The sequence below is a fragment of the Bradyrhizobium sp. WSM1253 genome (genome assembly GCF_000244935.1).
Taxonomy (GTDB): Bacteria; Pseudomonadota; Alphaproteobacteria; order Rhizobiales; family Xanthobacteraceae; genus Bradyrhizobium; species Bradyrhizobium canariense.
The window spans coordinates 4364849-4386164 of record NZ_JH600073.1 but is presented as its reverse complement, the minus strand read 5'-3'; the positions used below and the strand labels follow the sequence as shown (position 1 = coordinate 4386164).

General features: G+C 64.4%; 15 protein-coding genes. 7 read left to right on the top strand and 8 right to left on the bottom strand.

The window, feature by feature from the left end:
• The first annotated feature begins 242 nt into the window (after positions 1-242).
• From BRA1253DRAFT_RS22245 to BRA1253DRAFT_RS22230, 4 genes are all read left to right on the top strand, one after another.
• On the top strand, positions 243-1043 hold the full coding sequence (locus BRA1253DRAFT_RS22245) for an AraC family transcriptional regulator (RefSeq protein WP_007598047.1): 801 nt from the start codon (positions 243-245) through the stop codon (positions 1041-1043).
• 193 nt (positions 1044-1236) lie between these two features.
• Positions 1237-2103, top strand: coding sequence for a 3-keto-5-aminohexanoate cleavage protein (locus BRA1253DRAFT_RS22240; protein ID WP_007598046.1), 867 nt, complete (start codon positions 1237-1239; stop codon positions 2101-2103).
• A gap of 114 nt (positions 2104-2217) precedes the next feature.
• Entirely contained in the window at positions 2218-3834 is a 1617-nt protein-coding gene (locus tag BRA1253DRAFT_RS22235) for an acyl-CoA carboxylase subunit beta (RefSeq protein ID WP_007598045.1), read from the top strand.
• Positions 3831-5804: an acetyl-CoA carboxylase biotin carboxylase subunit gene (locus BRA1253DRAFT_RS22230; protein WP_007598044.1), complete on the top strand. Its 1974-nt coding sequence runs from the start codon at positions 3831-3833 to the stop codon at positions 5802-5804. The genes BRA1253DRAFT_RS22235 and BRA1253DRAFT_RS22230 overlap by 4 nt, the downstream gene beginning before the upstream one ends.
• Positions 5805-5909: 105 nt before the next feature.
• Here BRA1253DRAFT_RS22230 and BRA1253DRAFT_RS22225 read toward each other — a convergent pair whose 3' ends face one another.
• The 7 genes from BRA1253DRAFT_RS22225 to BRA1253DRAFT_RS22195 form a co-directional block, all read right to left on the bottom strand.
• Positions 5910-6905, bottom strand: a complete 996-nt coding sequence (locus BRA1253DRAFT_RS22225; protein ID WP_007598043.1) for an ABC transporter ATP-binding protein — start codon at positions 6903-6905, stop codon at positions 5910-5912.
• A complete protein-coding gene (locus tag BRA1253DRAFT_RS22220) occupies positions 6902-7909 on the bottom strand; it encodes an ABC transporter ATP-binding protein (RefSeq protein WP_007598042.1) in 1008 nt (335 codons plus the stop codon). Before BRA1253DRAFT_RS22220 ends, BRA1253DRAFT_RS22225 begins: the two co-directional genes overlap by 4 nt.
• Positions 7909-8802, bottom strand: coding sequence for an ABC transporter permease (locus BRA1253DRAFT_RS22215; RefSeq protein WP_007598041.1), 894 nt, complete (start codon positions 8800-8802; stop codon positions 7909-7911). Before BRA1253DRAFT_RS22215 ends, BRA1253DRAFT_RS22220 begins: the two co-directional genes overlap by 1 nt.
• Before the next feature lie 9 nt (positions 8803-8811).
• Positions 8812-9759 (bottom strand): ABC transporter permease, encoded by a 948-nt coding sequence (locus tag BRA1253DRAFT_RS22210; protein ID WP_007598040.1) that lies wholly within the window; start codon positions 9757-9759, stop codon positions 8812-8814.
• Between the two features lie 42 nt (positions 9760-9801).
• Positions 9802-11400, bottom strand: coding sequence for an ABC transporter substrate-binding protein (locus BRA1253DRAFT_RS22205; protein WP_007598039.1), 1599 nt, complete (start codon positions 11398-11400; stop codon positions 9802-9804).
• Positions 11401-11704: 304 nt separating this feature from the next.
• Positions 11705-13255: an AMP-binding protein gene (locus BRA1253DRAFT_RS22200; protein ID WP_007598038.1), complete on the bottom strand. Its 1551-nt coding sequence runs from the start codon at positions 13253-13255 to the stop codon at positions 11705-11707.
• A gap of 18 nt (positions 13256-13273) precedes the next feature.
• On the bottom strand, positions 13274-14428 hold the full coding sequence (locus BRA1253DRAFT_RS22195) for an iron-containing alcohol dehydrogenase (protein WP_007598037.1): 1155 nt from the start codon (positions 14426-14428) through the stop codon (positions 13274-13276).
• A gap of 482 nt (positions 14429-14910) precedes the next feature.
• On the opposite strand from BRA1253DRAFT_RS22195, the gene BRA1253DRAFT_RS22190 reads away from it, so the two are divergent.
• The 3 genes from BRA1253DRAFT_RS22190 (at position 14911) to BRA1253DRAFT_RS22180 (ending at position 20745) form a co-directional block, all read left to right on the top strand.
• A complete protein-coding gene (locus BRA1253DRAFT_RS22190; protein WP_007598036.1) occupies positions 14911-16116 on the top strand; it encodes an efflux RND transporter periplasmic adaptor subunit in 1206 nt (401 codons plus the stop codon).
• On the top strand, positions 16113-19277 hold the full coding sequence (locus BRA1253DRAFT_RS22185; RefSeq protein ID WP_007598035.1) for an efflux RND transporter permease subunit: 3165 nt from the start codon (positions 16113-16115) through the stop codon (positions 19275-19277). Before BRA1253DRAFT_RS22190 ends, BRA1253DRAFT_RS22185 begins: the two co-directional genes overlap by 4 nt.
• Before the next feature lie 274 nt (positions 19278-19551).
• Positions 19552-20745 carry an ABC transporter substrate-binding protein gene (locus tag BRA1253DRAFT_RS22180; protein WP_007598034.1) on the top strand — a complete coding sequence of 398 codons (1194 nt, stop codon included), beginning with the start codon at positions 19552-19554 and terminating at the stop codon, positions 20743-20745.
• A gap of 176 nt (positions 20746-20921) precedes the next feature.
• Here BRA1253DRAFT_RS22180 and BRA1253DRAFT_RS22175 read toward each other — a convergent pair whose 3' ends face one another.
• The gene (locus BRA1253DRAFT_RS22175) at positions 20922-21308 is read right to left on the bottom strand and encodes an MAPEG family protein (RefSeq protein WP_007598033.1); all 387 of its coding nucleotides are present in this window, start codon (positions 21306-21308) and stop codon (positions 20922-20924) included.
• Positions 21309-21316: the final 8 nt, after the last annotated feature.

Genomic DNA, 21316 nt, shown 5'->3' with positions numbered 1-21316 from the left:
TCGCGGTTGTCGCCCTCGCGCTGCAATTTTCCCCTGGGGTAATGGGTCCTGGATCGGCGCTCCGCTCCGCTGCGCTTGTCCAGGACGACGATGTTGGCACGAGTTCCGGGTCGTCCACCACGCTCCCGGACTGCCGCTGTTTTGCGCTTCATGATAGCGCTATCCCGCCGTGACAGCGCCCAGATTTCCGCTAAGGTGACCTCCGTCCGCAGCGGCCAGAGAGCCGCGCGAGGAGGATCCCAATGGAAGATACCGGTCGCGAATCCGACCATTTGATGCTGATCACGCCGGAGCGGGTGTTCTATGCCGGCCTGCTCGGCCGCCCCCGCAAGCGAACGCCCGGCTGCTGCCATGTCTATGTCGCGGTGAAGGGCAGTCTGCATCTGACAATCGACGATGCCCTCGCCACCGGCGAGCTGTTCGTCACCCTGCCGAACCAGCGGCATTCCATTGCCAGTGACTACCGCACCGCGATCAGCGTGACGCTGGAGCCGGAGAGCATGCCCGATGGCGTGATCGAGATCCTGGCCGAGCGGCTCACCGGACCCGACAGGGCCGTCTATGCCCGCAAGATCCTCGCCGCCTACGCGCTGCTGCGCCAGCGTCGCTACGGCGACATCACCACCGCCGAATTCGACGAGATGTGTTTTGGCGAAGCGCTGCCGCGCCGCGTGCTCGATCCCCGTGTGACGCGCGCGGTCGCCCGGATCGGCCGCTTCACGGGTGAGCCCTTGACGGCGGACACTTGTGCGGCGGACGCCGGACTCTCCGCTTCGCGTTTCCTGCATCTGTTCAAGGAAGAGACGGGTATCTCGTTCCGCTCCTTCCGCGCCTGGAAGCGTGCGCGTCACCTGCTGCACTTCGCCAACCAGGACCTCAACCTCGCCCATCTCGCGCAGGACATCGGCTATCCCGATTCCACCCATTTCAGCCACTCGATCCGCCGCTTCTACGGCCTGAAGCCGCGCGCGATCTTCGTCGGCTCGCGGGATCTTGCGATTTATCGCAGCACCGAGACGGTGAGGCTGGCGGAGGCGAGTTGATCGCTTCGTATGGTGGATTAGCCGAAGGCGTAATCCACCAATTCTGCCTCCGAGGAAGCTTAAGAGGTGGGTTACGCCTTCGGCTAACCCACCCTACGGCATCTCGTTTTCCAGCTTCTCCGCGCAAGAAGCCGCATGCCGCCCATCACATGATCGCAAACGTTGAACTATCAACGTGCGAGACATTCAAGGCATGAGCGACAAGGCTGTCATCACCTGCGCGCTGAACGGCGTGCTCACCGACCCGAAGCAGCACAACGTGCCTGTCACGCCCGAGCAGATGGCGCGCGAGGCCAAGGCTGCGTTCGATGCCGGCGCGTCCATCATGCACATCCATCTGCGCCAGCAGGCACCGGACAAGGGGCAACTGCCGTCCTGGGAGGTCAGCGTCAGCAAGGAGATCCAGCAGGCGATCCGCGAAGCCTGCCCCGGCGTGATCATCAACCACACCTCGGGCGTCTCCGGGCCGAACTACAGCGGTGCCCTGGATTGCATCCGCGAGACCAGGCCGGAGATCGCCGCCTGCAATGCCGGGTCGCTGAACTATCTGAAGGTGAAGGCCGACAATAGCTGGGCCTGGCCGCCGATGATGTTCGACAATGCGGTCGAGAAGGTGAAGGATTACCTCGACGTCATGAACGCGGTCGGCACCATCCCCGAATTCGAATGTTTTGACGTCGGTATCGTCCGCTGTGTCGGCATGTACCGCCAGGTCGGCATGTACAAGGGCCCGCTCGAATATAATTTCGTGATGGGCGTCGCCTCCGGCATGCCGTCGGATCCCGATCTGTTGCCGATCCTGATCAAGCTGAAGCGTCCCGAAGGGCATTTTCAGGTCACCGCGATCGGCCGCGAAGAGATCTGGCCGCTGCACCAGCGCTGCGCCGAACTCGGCGGTCATCTGCGCACCGGTCTCGAAGATGCCTTCTATCTCGCCGACGGCAAGAAGGTGACGTCGAACGGCCAGCTGATCGAAGCCATCGCCGCCTGCGCCCGCCGTGCGGGCCGCGAGATCGCGAGCCCGGCGGAAGCGCGGAAGATTTTTGGGACGAATAGGTAAATTATCGCCTCAACCGTCATTGTGAGCGAAGCGAAGCAATCCAGAATCTCTCCGTGGATGCAGTCTGGATTGCTTCGTCGCTTCGCTCCTCGCAATGACGAGCAGGATTGAGTTATGTCCATTCTCGAAAACACCATTTCCCCCGGCAGTGCCGCCTATCGCGCCAACCGCGACGGCATGCTCGGCCTGATCGACCGCATGCGCGCGCTGGAAGAGCGCACGCGTGCGGCGTCGGCCGCGGCGAAGGATCGCTTCCACAAGCGCGGCCAGCTGTTGCCGCGCGAGCGCGTCGCGCTGGTGCTCGATCCTGGCGCGCCCTTCATCGAGCTGTCCACGCTCGCCGGCTACATGTTCGACGTCTCAGATCCGGACAAAAGCGTGCCCGGCGGCGGCGTCATCGCCGGCATCGGCTTCGTCTCGGGCATCCGCTGCATGGTCAGCGCCAACGATTCCGGCATCGATGCCGGCGCGCTTCAACCTTACGGCCTGGACAAGACGCTGCGGGTGCAGGAGCTCGCGCTGGAGAACAAGCTGCCCTACGTCCAGCTGGTTGAGAGCGCAGGCGCCAATCTCCTGCGCTACCGCGTCGAAGACTTTGTCCGTGGCGGCAACATCTTTCGCAACCTCGCGCGGCTTTCGGCGGCCGGGCTGCCCGTCGTCACCGTGACGCATGGCTCTTCGACCGCCGGCGGCGCCTATCAGACCGGCCTGTCGGATTACATCGTCATGGTCCGTGGCCGCACCCGCGCCTTCCTCGCCGGGCCGCCGCTGCTAAAGGCCGCCACCGGCGAGATTGCGACCGAGGAGGAGCTTGGCGGCGCCGAGATGCACACGCAGGTTTCCGGTCTCGGCGATTATCTTGCCGAGGACGACCGCGACGCCCTGCGCATCGCGCGCGAGATCATGGCGGCGCTGGAATGGGAGCGGCCGGACAAGGGAGCCGCGCAATACAAGCCGCCGCGCTACGACCCGGACGAGCTGCTCGGCATCATGCCGATGGACCACAAGCGCTCCGTGGACATGAAGCAGGTCATCGCGCGCATCGTGGATGATTCCGACTTTACCGAGATGGCGCCGAACTACGGCCCGGCCACCGTCTGCGGCCATGCCCGCATCGAGGGCCAGGCGATCGGCATCGTCACCAACAACGGCCCGCTCGATCCGGCGGGTGCCAACAAGGCGACGCATTTCATCCAGGCCTGCTGCCAGACCCGCACGCCACTCCTCTATCTGAACAACACCACCGGCTACATGGTCGGCAAATCCTACGAAGAAGCCGGCATGATCAAGCACGGCTCCAAGATGATCCAGGCGGTGACGTCGGCGACGGTGCCGCAGATCACCATCTATTGCGGGGCTTCGTTCGGCGCCGGCAATTACGGCATGTGCGGGCGCGGCTTCCATCCGCGCTTCTGCTTCTCCTGGCCCAACGCCAAGACCGCCGTGATGGGCGGTGAGCAGGCCGCCGAGACCATGGCGATCGTCACCGAAGCCGCCGCAGCCCGCCGCGGCAAGCCGGTCGAAAAAGAAAAGCTCAATGCGATGAAGGCGCAGATCATCGGCGTGTTCGACGGCCAGATGGACGTGTTCTCGACCAGCGCGCGCGTGCTCGACGACGGCGTGATCGATCCGCGCGACACCCGCGCGGTGCTGTCGGAAGTGCTCGCCATCTGCCGCGAGGGCGACGCGCGCACACCCCAACGCATGCAGTTTTCGGTGGCTCGCCCATGAGGAACGGTTCAACGCAGCACCGGCCGTTCTTCAAGGTCCTGATCGCCAATCGCGGCGAGATCGCGCTGCGGGTGATGCGCAGCGCGCGGCGGCTCGGCCTCGGCGTCGTCGCGGCCTATTCGGATGCGGATAGCAATGCGGTTCATGTGCAACAGGCCGATCAGGCCGTACGCATTGGCGAGCCGCTGCCGGCGCAGTCCTATCTCAACATTCCCGCGATCGTTGCGGCCGCAAAGGCCAGCGGCGCGGATGCCGTTCATCCCGGCTATGGCTTCCTCGCCGAGAACGAGGAGTTTGCGCAGGCCTGCAAGGATGCCGGGCTCGTCTTCATCGGCCCCTCGCCGCAGGCGATCGAGGCGATGGGTAACAAGGCCGGTGCCAAGGAGATCATGAAAAAGGCCGGCGTCCCCGTCGTGCCCGGCTATCAGGGCGCAGACCAGGGCGACGAGGTGATGCTCGTGGAGGCCAAGAAGATCGGCTTCCCCGTGATGATCAAGGCGGTCGCCGGCGGCGGCGGGCGCGGGATGCGGCTCGTGGCGGATGCCAATTCGTTCCCCGACGCACTGCGGAGCGCGCGGTCCGAGGCGAAGGCGGCGTTTGGCGATCCGACGATGATCCTCGAACGCGCCATCCAGAATCCCCGTCACATCGAAATTCAGGTGTTCGGCGACAGCCATGGCAATGCCATCCATCTTGGCGAGCGCGACTGCTCAGTGCAGCGGCGGCACCAGAAGCTGATCGAGGAGGCACCGTCGCCCGCAGTGACGCCGGAACTGCGCGGAAAGATGGGCGAGGTCGCGGTCGCCGCGGTGAAGGCGCTGCGCTACGAGGGCGCCGGCACGCTGGAGTTTCTGCTCGACGCGAGCGGCGAATTCTATTTCATGGAAATGAATACGCGCCTCCAGGTCGAGCATCCCGTGACCGAGGCGATCACCGGGCTCGATCTCGTCGAATTGCAGCTGCGGGTCGCGCGCGGCGAGCCGTTGTCGGTCAAGCAGCAAGACATTCACTTCACTGGCCACGCCATCGAGGTGCGGCTGTGCTCCGAGGATGCCGCGCATGATTTCATGCCGCAGTCCGGGCGCATGGCGCGCTGGCAGGTGCCTGACGGCATTCGCGTCGAGCACGCGCTGCAATCAGGCTCCGAGATTCCGCCGTTCTACGATTCCATGATCGCCAAGGTCATCGGCCATGGCGCGACACGCGAGGAGGCGAGGGCGCGCCTGATCGTCGGCCTGGAGCAGCTCACCGCTTTCGGCGTCACCACCAATCAGGTCTTCCTGATGGCATGCCTGCGTCATTCCGGCTTCGCCAAAGGCGAGGCGACCACGGCGTTCATTGGCGCGCACTGCGACGAGTTGCTGGCGCCGCGCGCGGACGCCGTATTCGATATCGCTTTGGCCGGCCTGCTGCTCTACGTCACGAACCCGCAGGCACCGGCGTGGCGCCGCGGACGGAGCCTCGCGGCAACGTTCCCGCTACCGGCGAAAATCGAGATCGCAGGCCATGGGTATGAGCTCGAACTCTGGCGCGAACGCGATGGCAGCTACATTGTTGGCAGCGACGGCCGGCAGGACAAGTTCGAGATCGACCAGCTCGATTTCGACGTGATCCGCTTCCGCCATGACGGCGTGACGGACAGCGCGAAATTCCTTCGCGACGGCGACCGGCTGTACGTCCAGCGCCGCGGGATCCCGGTCGCTGCCGCCGATCTCACGCTCGCCGCGCCGAAGGCGGCCGCGAGCAACGGCGACGGCAAGGTCCGTGCCGCCATGAACGGCCGCGTCGTTGCCGTCCTGGTCAAGCCGGGCGACCGCGTCACCGCCGGTCAGCCGGTGCTGACGTTGGAAGCGATGAAGATGGAGCACGTCCACAAGGCCGGCATCGATGGCGTCGTCGCCGCGATCGACGTCGCCGAGGGCGAGCAGGTGACGACGGGGAAGATTGTCGCCGAGATCGGGGCTGGGTAGAGCGGCAAGTGTAGCTATCGTAGGGTGGGCAAAGGCGCGCAGCGCCGTGCCCACCATCGTGCGGCGATTGCGATTGAATGGTGGGCACGCTTCGCTTTGCCCACCCTACGGCATCGCATTTGGTCGCCCCGTCCCTTCGTTGAGCAAGCACGCCACCCGGTGCCCGTCACCGGCATCCACCAACACCGGCCGCTCTATCCTGCATCGCTCCATCGCAAACCGGCAGCGGGTGTGAAACGCGCATCCCGGCGGCGGATTGACCGGGCTTGGCACGTCGCCGTCGACCAGCGGCACGAGCTTTTTGGCGAGCGGGTTGGCGACCGGCACCGAGGCGAGCAGGGCCTGTGTGTAGGGATGCCGCGGATTGCGGAACAGCTCGTCTTTGTCTGCAATCTCGACGATGCGACCGAGATACATCACGGCGACGCGGTGGCTGATATGGGCGACCACGGCGAGGTCGTGCGCGATGAAAAGATAGGAGAAACCGTGCTGCCGTTGCAGATCGATCAGGAGGTTGATCACCTGCGCCTGGATCGAGACGTCGAGCGCGGAGACCGGCTCGTCGCAGACGATCAGGCGAGGCCCGAGCGCCAGCGCGCGGGCGATGCAGATGCGCTGGCGCTGGCCGCCGGAGAATTGGTGCGGAAAATTGCGCATCTGGTCGGGCCGCAAGCCGACCTGCTCGAACAGCTTTGCGGTACGCGCCTCCAGTGCCTTGCCGGTCGCAAGGCCATGCACAGCCACTGGCTCGCCGACGATGTCGCCTGCGGTCATGCGCGGGTTGAGCGAGGCGAACGGATCCTGGAATACGATCTGCATCGAACGGCGGTGCGGCCGCAGCGCGGACTTGGAGAGATGGGTGATGTCTTCGCCCTCGAGCCGGATCTGGCCTGAGGTCGGCTCCACTAGCCGCAGCACGCTGCGAGCCACCGTCGATTTGCCGCAGCCGGATTCGCCGACGAGGCCCAGCGTCTCGCCGACCCCAACCGAGAACGAGACGCCGTCGACCGCATGCACCGTGCCGATTTGCCGACGCAACACGCCGGCGCGCACCGGATAGTGCTTCTTGAGATCGGTGACTTCGAGCAGTGCCTCGGTCATGCCACCTCCGCAATCTCGGCCGCGCGCCAGCAGGCGGCGAGATGGCCGCCGCCCCAATCGATGAGCGGCGGATATTCGGCCTCGCAGCGCTTGATCGCGAGCTTGCAGCGCGGCGCGAAGGCGCAACCCTTTGGCAGCCGCACCAGCGACGGGACCGTGCCGGGAATTTCGTTCAGTCGCGCCGGCGCGACGACGCCCGGCGCCGGCACCGTCGGGATCGACGCCATCAATCCGCGCGTATAGGGATGTTTCGGCGCGGCGAACAGTGCCTCGACGCTCGCTTCCTCGACCTTCCGTCCCGCATACATCACGATGACGCGCTGCGCGGTCTGCGCGACGACACCGAGATCATGGGTGATCAGCACGAGGCCGGTGCCGAGTTCTTTCTGAAGGTCCAGGATCAGCGCCAGGATCTGCGCCTGGATGGTGACGTCGAGTGCGGTCGTCGGCTCGTCCGCGATCAGCAGTGCCGGCCGGCAGGCCAGCGCCATCGCGATCATCGCGCGCTGGCGCATGCCGCCGGAGAGCTGGTGCGGATATTCGCGCGCGCGCCGCGCCGGCTCGGGGATGCGCACCAGGCGCAGCATCTCGACTGCGACATCCTGAGCCTCTCGCTTCGACATCTTCCGGTGCAGCCGCACGGCCTCGACGATCTGGTCGCCGATCCGCATCACCGGATTGAGCGAGGTCATCGGCTCCTGGAAGATCATGGAGATGCGGTTGCCCCTGACGGCGCGCATCTCTGCTTCGTCCAGCGTCAGAAGATCGGTGCCTTCGAGCGTGACGGAGCCGCCGACGATGCGGCCGGGCGGATCCGGCACCAGCCGCATCAGCGACAGCGCAGTGACGCTCTTGCCGCAGCCGGATTCGCCGACGATCGCCAGCGTCTCGCCGCGCTTCACCGTGAAGGAAACATCGTCGACGGCCTGGAAGAGACCGGAGTTGGTGAAGAACACCGTCTTCAGGTTCTTCACCTCGAGCACGAGATCGGATTTATCAGCCATCAGCCGCGCTGCCGGGGATCGAGGATGTCGCGCAAGGCGTCGCCGAACAGATTGGCGCCGAACACCGCGAGGCTGATGGCGATGCCCGGGAAGATCACCAGCCAGGGCGCCGTGCGGACATATTCGGCGGCCGATTCAGAGAGCATGCGGCCCCAGGACGGGTACGGCTCGGGAATGCCGAGGCCGAGGAAGGAGAGGGAGGCTTCGGTGAGGATGGTCGAGCCGAGCTGGGCGGTCGCAAGCACGATCAGCGGCGCCAGCGTGTTCGGCAGCACGTGGCGGAGCGCAATGCGTACCTCGCTCATGCCGATCGACTTGGCGGCCTCGATGAATGGCAGCTCGCGCAGCGCCAGCGTGTTGGCGCGGATGACGCGCGAGACGGTCGGGATCAGCGGAATGGCGATCGCAATGATGACGTTCGGCAAGGATGGCCCAAGCGCTGCGGTCATGATCAGGGCGAGCACCAGAAGCGGCAGCGCCTGGAGAACGTCGGACACACGCTGGAATACGAGATCGACCCAGCCGGAGAGATAGCCGGAGGTCAATCCGACGATCACTCCGATGCTGCCGCCGAGCGCCGTCGAGCCGATGCCGACGGCGAGCGAGATCCGCGCGCCATGAATGATGCGGCTGAAGACATCGCGGCCGAATGCGTCCGTGCCCATCCAGTGGGCCGGGCTTGGACGCGCCAATGCCCTGGCGGCGTCGATCGTCAGCGGATCGTAACGCGCGATGAAGTCGGCGAATATCGCGGTGAACACGAACAGGGTCATGATGACGAGCCCGGCCGCACCCAGCACATGCCGCTGCGCCAAAAACAGCACGCGGCGCCAGCCGACGGTCGCGTGCGCCCCGGCGCGCCTCAGTTCAACGTCATAGTCGATCGCAGCCAACAATCTCTCCTAATCCGTGTACCGGATACGCGGGTCGAACACGGCGTAGAGCATGTCGACGATGAAATTCGCGCTCACCACGACGATGGCAATCAGCATCACCAGGTTCTGCACGATCGGATAATCGCGCCAGCGTATAGCCTCGACCAGGAAGCGGGCGACGCCGGGGATGTTAAACACGGTCTCCGTCACGATAAGGCCGCCGATCAGGAACGCCGCCTCGATGCCGATCACGGTGATGACGGGCAAAATCGCGTTCTTGAGCGCATGCTGATAGTTCACGGCGGCGTCCGATGCGCCCTTGGCACGCGCGGTGCGGATATAGTCCTGCCGCATTACCTCCAGCATCGAGGATCGCGTGATCCGCATGGTCAGTGCCGCGCTGCGGAAGCCGACGGCGGCGGCGGGTACGGCGTAGGTTGCGAAGGCTTCCAGCCATGTCGCCGGATTCGGGTTGAAGATCGGCATCTGGTTGAACATCGCCACCGAGGCGGTGAGGATGAGCAGGCCGAGCCAGAACGAAGGCAGCGACAATCCGCTCAGGCTCACCACACGCAACGCGTAATCGAGCCTCGTTCCCTGTTTCACCGCGCTGATCACGCCCAGGGGAATGCCGATCGACGCCGAGAACAACAGCGCCAGGCCGGCGAGCCGTGCGGTGATCGGAATCCGTGGCAGGATTTCCTGAAGCGCCGGCTTCTCCGAGACATAGGAGTAGCCGAAATCGCCGCGCAGAAAACCGCTGATCCAGTGCCAATATTGCACCACCAGTGGCTGGTCGATGCCGAGCTCTTTCTCCAGATTGGCCTTGTCGGCGGGATCGACATAGCCGGCCGCGGCAAACAGGATGTCGACGATATTCCCGGGAACGATACGCAGCAGGAAGAAGATGACGACCGAGATCCCGAACAGGGTCACGAGCATCAGAAACAGGCGCCGCACCAGATAGGCAAACATCCCGCGCCCTCCTGTCGAGCCGCTAGTCGTCAGTCTTGCGCGCTACTTGTCGAGCCAGACGTCCTCGTAGCGAAAGCCGTTATAGGAGCTGTTCGACATGATCGTCACGCCCTTGACATAAGGCTGCCAGCAGGTGCCGGCCCGCGCATGGAAGATGATCGGGCGGGCGACATCCTCCTGCAGCTTCTTGTCGATGTCCCAGACCAGTTGCTTGCGCTTGCCGACGTCGATCTCCTGCGATTGCAGGTCGAACAGCATCTCGATCTCCTTGTTGCAATAATTGGTGTAGTTCCGCTCCGAGCCGCAGGAATAGTTTTCGTAGAAAGACTGGTCAGGATCGTCGACGGAATTGCCGGTCAAGTTGAGGCCGAGCATGTAATCCTTGCGTGCAACCTTCGGGAACCAGTTCGCGGTTTCCACGACGTCGAGCTCGCCGTCGATATAGATGCTCTTGAGCTGGTCGATCAGGATCACCGCGGGATCGCGATATTCCGCGAGATTGCGCGTCGAGACCTTCACCGCCAAGTGCTTGTCGGGACCGTAGCCCGCCTTCTGCATCAGCTTCCTGGCCTCATCCCGGCTCGCATTCACGTTCGGGCCATAGCCTGGAATGGTCTCCAGCTTGTCCTTGGGCATGCCCCAGATGCCCTGCGGCGGCGGCAGCATAGTGCCACCGATATCGGCCTGGCCTTCGAACAGGATGTCGACGAAGGCCTTGCGGTCGAGCGCCATCGCCATGGCCCGGCGGATCTCGATGTTGTCGAACGGCGGGGACGCCGAATTGACGATGATGTTGGTCGAAACGTTGGTCGGCTCGACGACGCAGAGGGCGTTCGGCGCCTGCGACTTGATGTCCTTGAGGAGCGGGATCGTGATGTGCGTCGGGAAGGTCATGTCGAACTTGCCGGCGACGAAGGCGAGGATCGCGGTGGAGCGGTTCGTGATGATCGTGTACTCGATGCCGTCGAGATAGGGCAGGCCCTTCTTCCAATAGTCCGGGTTTCGCGTCAGCTTGATCGATTCATTGGCCTTGAACTCGACGAATCTGAACGGGCCGGTTCCCACCGGATGGGTGCGCATCTCCGCCGGCGAGACGTGACAGGGATAGATCGGCGTATAGCCGGATGCGAGCATCGCCAGCAGCGAAGGCTGCGGCCGCTTCAGATCGAAGGAGACCTCGAAATCACCGTTCGGCGTGACATCGTTAACCTCGCTGTACCAGGCTTTGCGCGGATTCTGCCGCAGCTTTTGTTGCGATTTGCCCATCAGGAGATCGAAGGTGCATTTGACGTCGGCCGACGTGAACGGCTTGCCGTCATGCCACTTGACGCCCTGGCGCAGTTTGAAGGTCAGCTTCTTGTTGTCGCCGCTCCAGGACCAGCTCTCGGCCAGCTCTGGCCTCAGGGTATCAGGGCTATTCTGCGCAATGTGCTGGTCGTAGATGACGAGATTGTTGAACACTCCCATGAAGGGCACGTTGATCGAATATGTCGCGCCCTCCAGGATGGACGCATTGGCCGGGCTGTCGCGGTGATACATCCGCAGGATCCCGCCCTGCTTTGGTTCGCCGGCCGATGCGATCGTCGAAAACGCCAGCAAAGACAGCGCCGCCGTCGCGGCGAGCGCCCGTACGCTCCGCATCCTCGTCCTCCCTGGACTTAGTCTTTTCGGCCTTTTGGCCTGTTTGTCAGGACGATAGCGACGCAGGCGCGGTGAGGCAACCGGCAAGGACGGAGGGCCTCTCGGCAATTCGGATGACGGCGGGCGCACGAGCGGTTCTCTCACAAATTGTGAGAAGTGCCTCCGGCGTCGTCCTGGCGAACGCCAGGACCCAACACCCCAGGGAGGTGTTTGGCGAAGATTGGTCGCTCGGGATTGCTACCTTCTTCAGTTGTGAGATCACGCGGTATCGGTCCTGGCTTTCGCCAGGACGACAGCTGCGACTTCACACAATCCGCGACGCCTTGTTCCCCCAATACCGGTCCCTTAGCAGCCGCTTGTACAGCTTCCCCGTCGGCAGCCGCGGCAACTCCTTCTCGAAATCGACCGAGCGCGGCACCTTCTGCCGTGACAGCGACGCCCCGCAGAACGCGATCAGCTCTTCGACGAGCGCCTCGTCCGGCACGACGCCGGGCATCGGCTGCACCACCGCCTTCACCTCTTCACCGAGATCGGGATTGGGCACGCCGAACACCGCGGCGTCCGCGACCTTCGGATGGGTGATCAGCAGATTTTCGCATTCCTGCGGATAGATGTTCACGCCGCCGGAGATGATCATGAAAGTCGCGCGGTCGGTGAGGTACAGGAACCGATCGGCATCGACATAGCCGACGTCGCCAACCGTGCTCATGCTGCCGTCGGCCGAGCGCGCTTCCTTGGTCTTCTCCGGGTCGTTGAAATATTCGAACGGTGAGGCCGTCTTGAACCAGACCTGACCCGGCCTGCCGGTCGGGCATGGCTTCATGTTTTCGTCGAGAATATGGAGGTCGCCGAGCAGCACCTTGCCGACGGTGCCGCGATGGGCCAGCCATTCCGCGCTGTCGCAGGCGGTGAAGCCAAGGCCTTCGGTCGCACCGTAATATTCGTGGATGATCGGTCCCCACCATTTGATCATGTCGTCCTTCACCCGCGCCGGGCAGGGCGCGGCGGCATGGATCGCGATCTCGAGCGAGGAGAGGTCGTAGCGCGTGCGCACCTCCTCAGGCAGCTTCAGCATGCGCGAGAACATCGTCGGCACCAGCTGCGTGTGAGTGATACCCCATTGCTCGACGAGCTGGAGGTAACGCTCGGGATCGTAATTCTCCATGATGATCGCGGTGCCGCCCATCCGGATTGTCAGGTTGACCGCGGCCTGCGGCGCGGAGTGATAGAGCGGCGCCGGCGACAGATAGACCATGCCCTCGCGATAGTGCCAAAGCTTGGTCAGGAAATCGAACAGCGGCAGATTGTGCTTCGGTGGCTCCTCCGGCAGCGGCCGCAAAATGCCTTTCGGCCGTCCCGTTGTGCCCGATGAATAGAGCATCGCGGTACCCAGACATTCATCTGCAATCGCAGTCGTCGGCAGATCGGCCGTGACCTCGGCGAGGCCGACGATACGGTCACTCTCGCCGGGGCCGTCGGCGACGACGCAGAGCTTGATATCGGGGCAGGCCTTGATCGCCTCCCGTGCGATGTCGAGCTTCGCCATCGACGTGATCAGGATCTTCGACTGGCTGTTGACGAGGAGATAGGCGAGCTCGCCCGGCGTCAGGAAGGAGTTGATGCAGGTGTAGTACAGCCCGGAGCGCTCGCCGGCGCCGCAGGCTTCGAGATAGCGCGAATTGTTCTCCATGAAGATCGAGTAGTGGTCGAGCCGCTTCAAGCCGTGCCTGCGGAACAGATGCGCCAGGCGATTGCTGCGCGCCTCCAACTCGCGATAGGTGACGGCCTCGCCGCTCGCCGCCATGATGAAGGCGGGCTGGAGCGGACGCAGGCGGGCATGCTGACCTGGATACATCGGTCCTCCGGCTTTAGATCATGCGGCAAGAAGCAGGATTTCGCGCACCTGCGCGGGACCGTCGATCTTGCGCGGGTTGCGCGGCACCCAGGGCGTGCGCATCGCCTGTTCGGCGATGGCGTCGAAATGCTCCGGCGTGACGCGTACATCGGCGAGGCTGCGCGGCATGCCGAGCGAGCGGATGAAGGCATCGAGCACGTCGGCCGCCTTGTGACCCGGAAAGCCCATTGCGGCCGCCACGATCATCTGGCGCTCGGCATTGTCGGGCGCATTCCAGCGCATCACGGCCGGCAGCATGATGCAGGAGGTGTAGCCATGCGGCACGTCGAAGGCCGCGCCCAGCACGTAGCCGATGCCGTGGCTTGCGCCCATCGGCACGCCGGCGGCGAGGGCGCCCATCGACAGCCAGGTGCCGATCTGCGCATCCATGCGCGCATCGAGGTCAGCAGGGTCAGCCTTCACCCGTGGCAGCGCGTCGGCGAGCATCGCGAGGCCCTTGACCGACTGCGCGTCGGCATAGGGATGCGTCTCCGGCGAGCAGATCGCCTCGACGCAATGATCGATGGCGCGGATGCCGGTCGAGAGGAACAGCCATTCCGGCGTGTGCACGGTGATGGCGGGGTCGAGAATGGTCGCGCGCGGCACCGTCAGCGGATGGCGCAGCATCTGCTTCACGTGCGTGCTGCGGTCGGTGACGCCAGCGATCGCGCTGAACTCGCCGCCGGCGATCGTGGTCGGCACGCTGATCTGGCGCACGACAGGCGCCGTCATTTCCGGCGCGACGCCCTTGTGCACGCGGATGCGCTCGATGCCGTCGACATCGTCGATGCCGTTGGCGAGGCAGAGCTGCACCGCCTTGGCGCCGTCGGTGATCGAGCCGCCGCCCACGGTGACGATCAGGTCGGCGCCGGCCTCGCGCGCCGCATTGGTGGCGGCGATCACCGCCTCCCGCGGGGTGTGCGCCGGCATGGCATCGAAGACGCCCGCGCAATTTGTGCCCAGGGCTTGTGTGATCTTCGCGATTTCGTCGGTCTGCCGGTTCAGCGTGCCCGACACCATCAGGAAGGCACGGCGCGTCCCCAGCCGGTCCATCTGGGCGACCACGGCCTCGGCCGCGGGGTGGCCGAACACGACTTCCTCGATCGCGCCGTAAACGACACGTCCCTGATGCACGTCTGTCCTCCCCGGACAATTCGTCTTGTTTTTGTGGGGGTAGTCTAACCGCGCTGGCGGCATTCGTCATGCGCGAAGACGCTGTCGCTCTCTCCTCTCCCTCTCCCGCTTGCGGGGGAGGGCTGGGGGTGGGGGTGTCTCCGCGTCGGGATTGTCGAGAATTGCGGAGGATGTCCCTGCGTGGTGAGAGCCCTCACCCGCCGCGCGCGGGACGATGCTGCGCATCGCCCGGGGCGCGTCGGCCCCTCCCGCAAGCGGGAGAGGGGAGCAAGCCCGCGCTCCTCGTGAAATCCATATGCGATTGCCTTGCGGTTTACCGGGAGAGGCAAACAAGCCCTGTCAACCCGTCATCCGGCCAGGGCATTCCTCCGAGCATTGCCCGCGCTTTGGTCTTGAAGAGTTCATGATTGAAACCCATCTTGTGGCGCCCGCGGGTACGGGCGTACCCTGCTATTACCGCGGTTTTTATGCGAGGACCTGGGATGACTGGACCGGACGGAAGCGAGCAATTTGTCAAAACGCACGATTTCGTTTCGCCTCGGCCTTACGCCATCGTCGGCCTTCTCGCCGCGGCCTTTGCGCTCACCGGCTGCGGCCAGCCGGCCTCGCAAGCGAGTGCTCCCCCGCCAGCGCCGGTGACCGTCGCCCAGCCGGTCAAGCGCACCGTCACCGATTGGGACGAATTCACCGGCCGCTTCGAGGCGGTCGAGGAGGTGCAGGTCCGCCCGCGCGTCGGCGGCTTCGTCAACTCCGTCGAATTCCAGGACGGCGCCATCGTCCATCAGGGCGATCTGCTCTACGTCATCGACCCGCGTCCATTCGAGGCGGTGGCCGAGCAGGCAGACGGCCAGCTCTCCGATGCGCGCGCCAAGGTGGAGCTTGCCAAGCGCGAGCTCGACCGCGGCCTCAATTTGGTGCAGACCAGCGCGGTCTCCGAGCAGGCCGTCGACCAGCGACGCCAGGCCTTACAGGCCGCGCACGCCGCGGAGACGCAGGCCGCTGGCGCGCTGAAGGCCGCGCGGCTCAACATCGAATTCACCCATGTGACCGCGCCGCTCACCGGCCGCGTCAGCCGCCATCTCGTCAGCCCTGGCAATCTGGTGCAAGGCAGCGATACCGGCTCCTCGACGCTGCTCACCTCGATCGTCGCGCTCGATCCGATCTACGTCTATTTCGACATGGATGAGGCGACCTTCATCAAATACAGCAAGCTGTGGTTCGAAGGTAAGCGCCCGAGCTCGCGCGACACGGCGAACCCGGTGCAGGTGACGCTGGCCGGCGAGAGCAAGCCGTCGCATGAGGGTACCATCAACTTCCTCGACAACCGCCTCGACGTTTCCACCGGCACGCTACGCAGCCGCGCCGTGGTCAAGAACACCGATCTTTCGATCCTACCCGGTCAGTTCGGGCGCATCAGACTGATCGGCAGCGCGCCCTATGAGGCGCTGCTGATCCCCGATGTCGCGGTCGCAACCGACCAGTCCCGCAAGATCGTGTTCGTGGTCAAGCCGGACGACACCGTCGAGGCGCGTCCCGTGACGCTCGGGCCGCTCGACGAGGGCCTGCGCGTGATCCGCGAGGGATTGAAGGCGGACGACCGCGTCATCGTCAACGGCATCCAGCGCGCCCGCGTCGGTGCCAAGGTCGCTCCGCAGACGGCACCAGCGCCCGCCGGTGGCAAATCATGAATCTTGGCCGTCTCTCCATCAACCAGCCCATCCTGGCCATGGTGCTGTCGATCGTGCTGCTGATCGTCGGCGCCCTCGCCTACACCACGCTGCCGGTCTCCGAATATCCGCAAGTGGTGCCGCCGACCGTCGTGGTCACTACGCAATATCCCGGCGCCTCCGCGCAGACCGTGTCCGACACCGTTGCCGCTCCGATCGAGCAGCAGATCAACGGCGTCGAGGACATGCTGTATCTCTACAGCCAGGCGACCTCGAACGGCCAGCTCACCATCACCGTCACTTTCAAGCTCGGCACCGACCTCGACAAGGCCCAGGTGCTGGTGCAGAACCGCGTCGCGATCGCGCAGCCGCAACTGCCGGACGAAGTGCAGCGCAACGGCGTCGTCACCCGCAAGAACTCGCCCGACATCCTGATGGTCGTGTTCATGCTGTCGCCCGACGACACGTTCGACCAGCTCTACATTTCCAACTATGCGCTGCTCCAGGTCCGCGACCAGCTGCTGCGGATCGACGGTGTCGGCGACATCCAGATTTTCGGCGCGCGCGATTATTCGATGCGGCTTTGGCTCGACCCTGACCGGATCGCCAATCTCGGCCTGACTTCGGCCGAAGTGCTCGCCGCGATCCGCGCGCAGAACGTGCAGATCGCGGGCGGCCAGATCGCCGAACCGCCGATCGCCGACCGCGCCTTCCAGCCGAACCTCACCTTCACAGGGCGTTTGAAAGACCAGAAGCAGTTCGAGGACATCCTGATCAAGGCCGGCTCCGACGGCCGCACGGTACGCCTGCGCGACGTCGCCCGTATCGAGCTCGGTGCTCTCGCGTACTCCACCAACAGCTTCCTGCTGCGCAAATCGGCGGTCGCGATGCTGGTGACGCAGCGGCCGGGATCGAATGCGCTCGCGACCGCGAAGAACATTTCGGACACGATGGCGAAGCTGAAGGAGACCTTCCCGAAAGGCCTCGACTTCAATATCGGCTACAACCCGACCGAGTTCATCGCGCAGTCCGTCCATGAGCTGATCAAGACCATCTACGAGGCCATGTTGCTCGTGGTCATCGTGGTTCTGGTGTTCCTGCAAGGATGGCGGCCCGCGATCATCCCGATCATCGCGATCCCGGTGTCGCTGGTCGGCACCTTCGCGGTGATGGCGGCGCTCGGCTTCTCCATCAACAATCTCACGCTGTTCGGTCTCGTTCTCGCCGTCGGTATCGTGGTCGACGACGCCATCGTGGTGGTCGAGAATGTGGAGCGGCATCTCGAGCACGGCATGAGCCGGCGCGACGCCGCACTGAAGACCATGGAGGAGGTCGGCGGCGCATTGGTGTCGATCGCGCTGGTGCTCTGCGCGGTATTCGTCCCGACGGCGTTTCTGGGCGGAATTTCCGGTCAGTTCTTCCAGCAATTCGCCGTCACCATTGCGGTCGCAACCGCAATCTCCTGCTTCTGCTCATTGACGCTGTCGCCGGCGCTGGCCTCGCTTCTTCTCGTTCCGCACGAGGAGAAGCGGCCGCCAGCGCGCTGGAATTTTCTCGCACGCGGCTGGAACGCTTTCACGGGCGTGTTTAACCGCGTGTTCGACCGTCTCGCGCATGGCTACGCCGGCCTCGCCAATTTCGTGATCCGGCATTCGGCGGTGATGATCCTGATCTACGTCGTGCTGATCGGCAGCGCCGGCTGGCTGATCGGGACCACGTCGCAAGGCTTTATTCCGGCGCAGGACCGCGGCTACGTCATCATCTCCGTGCAATTGCCGGGCGCGGCGTCGCTGGCACGCACCACCGAGGTCGTGCGCGAGATCGAGCGGATCTCGCTGGATACGCCGGGTATCATCCGCGTTGCCGCTTTCGCCGGCTTCTCCGGCGCGACGCGCACGCAGGCAGGCAATGCAGCGGCGCTGTTCCCTGTTTTCGACGAGCCAGAGGCGCGGATCAAGAAGGGGCTGACTGCGAACGCCATCACGGCCGAGCTGCGCAAGCGGCTCGCTGCAATCCAGGGCGCGTTCATCATTGTCATTCCGCCTCCGGCCGTGCCCGGCATCGGCACCGGCGGCGGCTTCACCATCCGCATCCAGGACCGCCAGGGACGCGGGCCGGAGCTGCTCGCCGCGGCCACCGACGAGCTGGTCGCCGCGGCGCGCAAATCGCCGTCGCTGCTCGCTCCCACGGTGTTCTCGCCGTTCTCGGCCAACACGCCGCAGCTCTTCGTCGACATCGACCGCACCAAAGCGCAGAAGCTCGGCGTTCCCATCGCCAACATCAACGACACGATCCAGACCTATTTCGGATCGACCTATGTCAACGACTTCAACCTGTTCGGCCGCACCTACCACGTCACCGCACAGGCCGACTTCCCGTTCCGGAAAGAGCCGAGCGATCTTGCGCGGCTGCGGACGCGCAACGCCTCCGGGGACATGGTCATGCTCGGCAGCGTGGTCGACTTCAAGGATGTTTCCGGCCCTGACCGCGTCGCGCGCTACAATCTCTATGCAGCATCCGAGCTCCAGGGCGAGCCAGCCCCGGGTACCAGCTCGACCACTGCGCTCAACGCGATCAAGAAGCTCGCCGACGACACCTTGCCGAGCGGCTTTACCTTCGAATGGACCGATCTGTCCTATCAGCAGATCACCGGCGGCAATGCGGGACTGCTGGTGTTCCCGATCTGCGTGCTGTTCGTCTATCTCGTGCTCGCCGCGCAATATGGCAGCTGGACCTTGCCGTTCGCGGTGATCCTGATCGTGCCGATGTGCCTGCTGGCCGCCACCATCGGCGTGCGCATCATGGGGCAGGACGTCAACATCCTCACCCAGATCGGCTTTGTCGTGCTGGTGGGCTTGGCGGCGAAGAACGCGATCCTGATCGTGGAGTTCGCCCGCGACATCGAGAATGAAGGCAAGCCGCGGCTGGAGGCCGTGATCGACGCCTGCCGGCTGCGCTTGCGGCCGATCCTGATGACGTCCTTCGCTTTCATCCTCGGCGTGCTGCCGCTGGTGATCTCGTCCGGCTCCGGCTCGGAGATGCGGCAGGCCGTCGGCGTCGCCGTGTTCTTCGGCATGATCGGCGTCACCTTGTTCGGGCTGTTGTTCACGCCGATCTTCTACGTCGTGGTGCGGAACCTGGCCGAGGGGAAGAACGAGGGCAAGCCGAAGGCGGTGGGCTGATTCCTCTCCATGTCGTCCTGGCGAAAGCCAGGACCCATTACCCCCAGGGAGTGGTTGCTGTGCGAGCTGCTCACTCCGAGACTTCGCCAAACTGCTCCCTGGGGTAATGGGTCCTGGATCAGCGCTCGCTCCGCTCGCTTGTCCAGGACGACGGCAATTCATCAAAAATGGCCGCGCCCATACTAACGGCCTAGACCGAAATGGATGGGCACCGCCGGGGTTCTTCACTAGTATCCGCGCGATTTCAAAACAGAAAACTGCTGGGAGCTAACACATGAAATCAGCCCTTTTGGCCGCTGTCGCAATTTCGGCTTTGCTGCTGGCCGCGCCGGCCTCCGCCCAAGGCGTCAAGATCGGCATCCTCAACGACCAGTCCGGCGTCTACGCCGATTACGGCGGCAAATGGTCGGTCGAAGCCGCCAGGATGGCGATCGAGGATTTCGGCGGCGAGGTGCTCGGCCAGAAGATCGAGCTCGTCACCGCCGACCATCAGAACAAGCCGGATCTCGCGACCTCGATCGCGCGGCGCTGGTACGATGTCGAGAACGTCGACATGATCACGGAGCTGACGACCTCATCGGTCGCGCTCGCGATCCACGAGCTCTCCAAGGAAAAGAAGAAGATCGACATCGTCGTCGGCGCTGCGACCTCGCGCCTCACCGGCGATGCCTGCCAGCCCTACGGTTTCCACTGGGCCTATGACACCCGCGCGCTCGGTGTCGGCACCGGCGGCTCGCTGACCAAGGCCGGCGGCGACACCTGGTTCTTCCTCACCGCGGATTATGCCTTCGGCTACGCGCTGGAAAAGGACACCAGCGAGATCGTCGCCGCCAATGGCGGCAAGGTGCTCGGTTCGGTGCGCGTGCCGCTCAACTCCTCGGACTTCTCCTCCTTCCTGCTCCAGGCGCAGAGCTCGAAGGCGAAGATCGTCGGCCTCGCCAATGCCGGCCTCGACACCACCAACTCGATCAAGCAGGCGTCCGAGTTCGGCATCGTCTCCGGTGGCCAGAAGCTCGCGGGCCTCTTGATGACGCTCGCCGAAGTGAACGGTCTCGGCTTGCAGGCCGCGCAAGGCCTGGTGCTGACCGAGGGCTATTACTGGGATATCAATGACCGTACCCGCCATCTCGGCGAACGCTTTCTCAAGCGCACCGGCCGGATGCCGAACATGATCCAGGCCGGGACCTATTCGGCGACGCTGAGCTATCTCAAGGCGGTCAAGGCCGCCGGCACCAAGGATCCGGATGCAGTCGCCAAGAAGCTGAAGGAGCTGCCGGTCGACGACGATTTCGCGCAAGGTGGCAAGGTGCTCGAGAACGGCCGCATGGTCCACGACATGTATCTGTTCGAGGTCAAGAAGCCCTCCGAATCGAAGAAGCCCTGGGACTATTACAAGCAGCTCGCGGTCGTTCCCGGCGAGAAGGCGTTCTTCACGGCCAAGGAGAGCGGCTGTCCGCTGACGAAGTAGGATGACGGCGGCTTAAAAAGCGCGATGTCGTCCTGGCGAAAGCCAGGACCCATTACCCCGATAGCGACTTGTTGAAACAAGCTGTCGCCACCATCGTGCCCATAGCGGCGCCTGCGGCTATGGATCCTGGCCTTCGCCAGGACGACGGCGGGGCAAGTGGACGCATGTCGGCTACCTCACACCAGCCGCAGCACCGCCGCTCCCAGCGCCCCGGCCCACAGCGCAATGGCCGCGATACCCTGAATGAAAAATCCCGGGCCGCGTTTTGCTGCGGCCTTCGAATAGCCGATGAAGTAGACGATGCGGCCGACGATCCAGAGCGCGCCGATCGCCGCCGCGCCGGAATCGCTGATGTAGATCGCGAACAGCCAGAGCGACGGCAGGAAGATCGGCATCCATTCCAGCGTGTTCATCTGGATCCGGAACGCGCGCTCGAAATCCGGATGGCCCGCCATCGCCGGCGCCTTGACGCCGGTTTTGGTGCGCGAGCGCGACACGTTGATGGTGATGAAGAAGTAGAACAGGATCGTCAGCAGCGTGACGAGGGCAGTGAGGTGATACATAACGGATT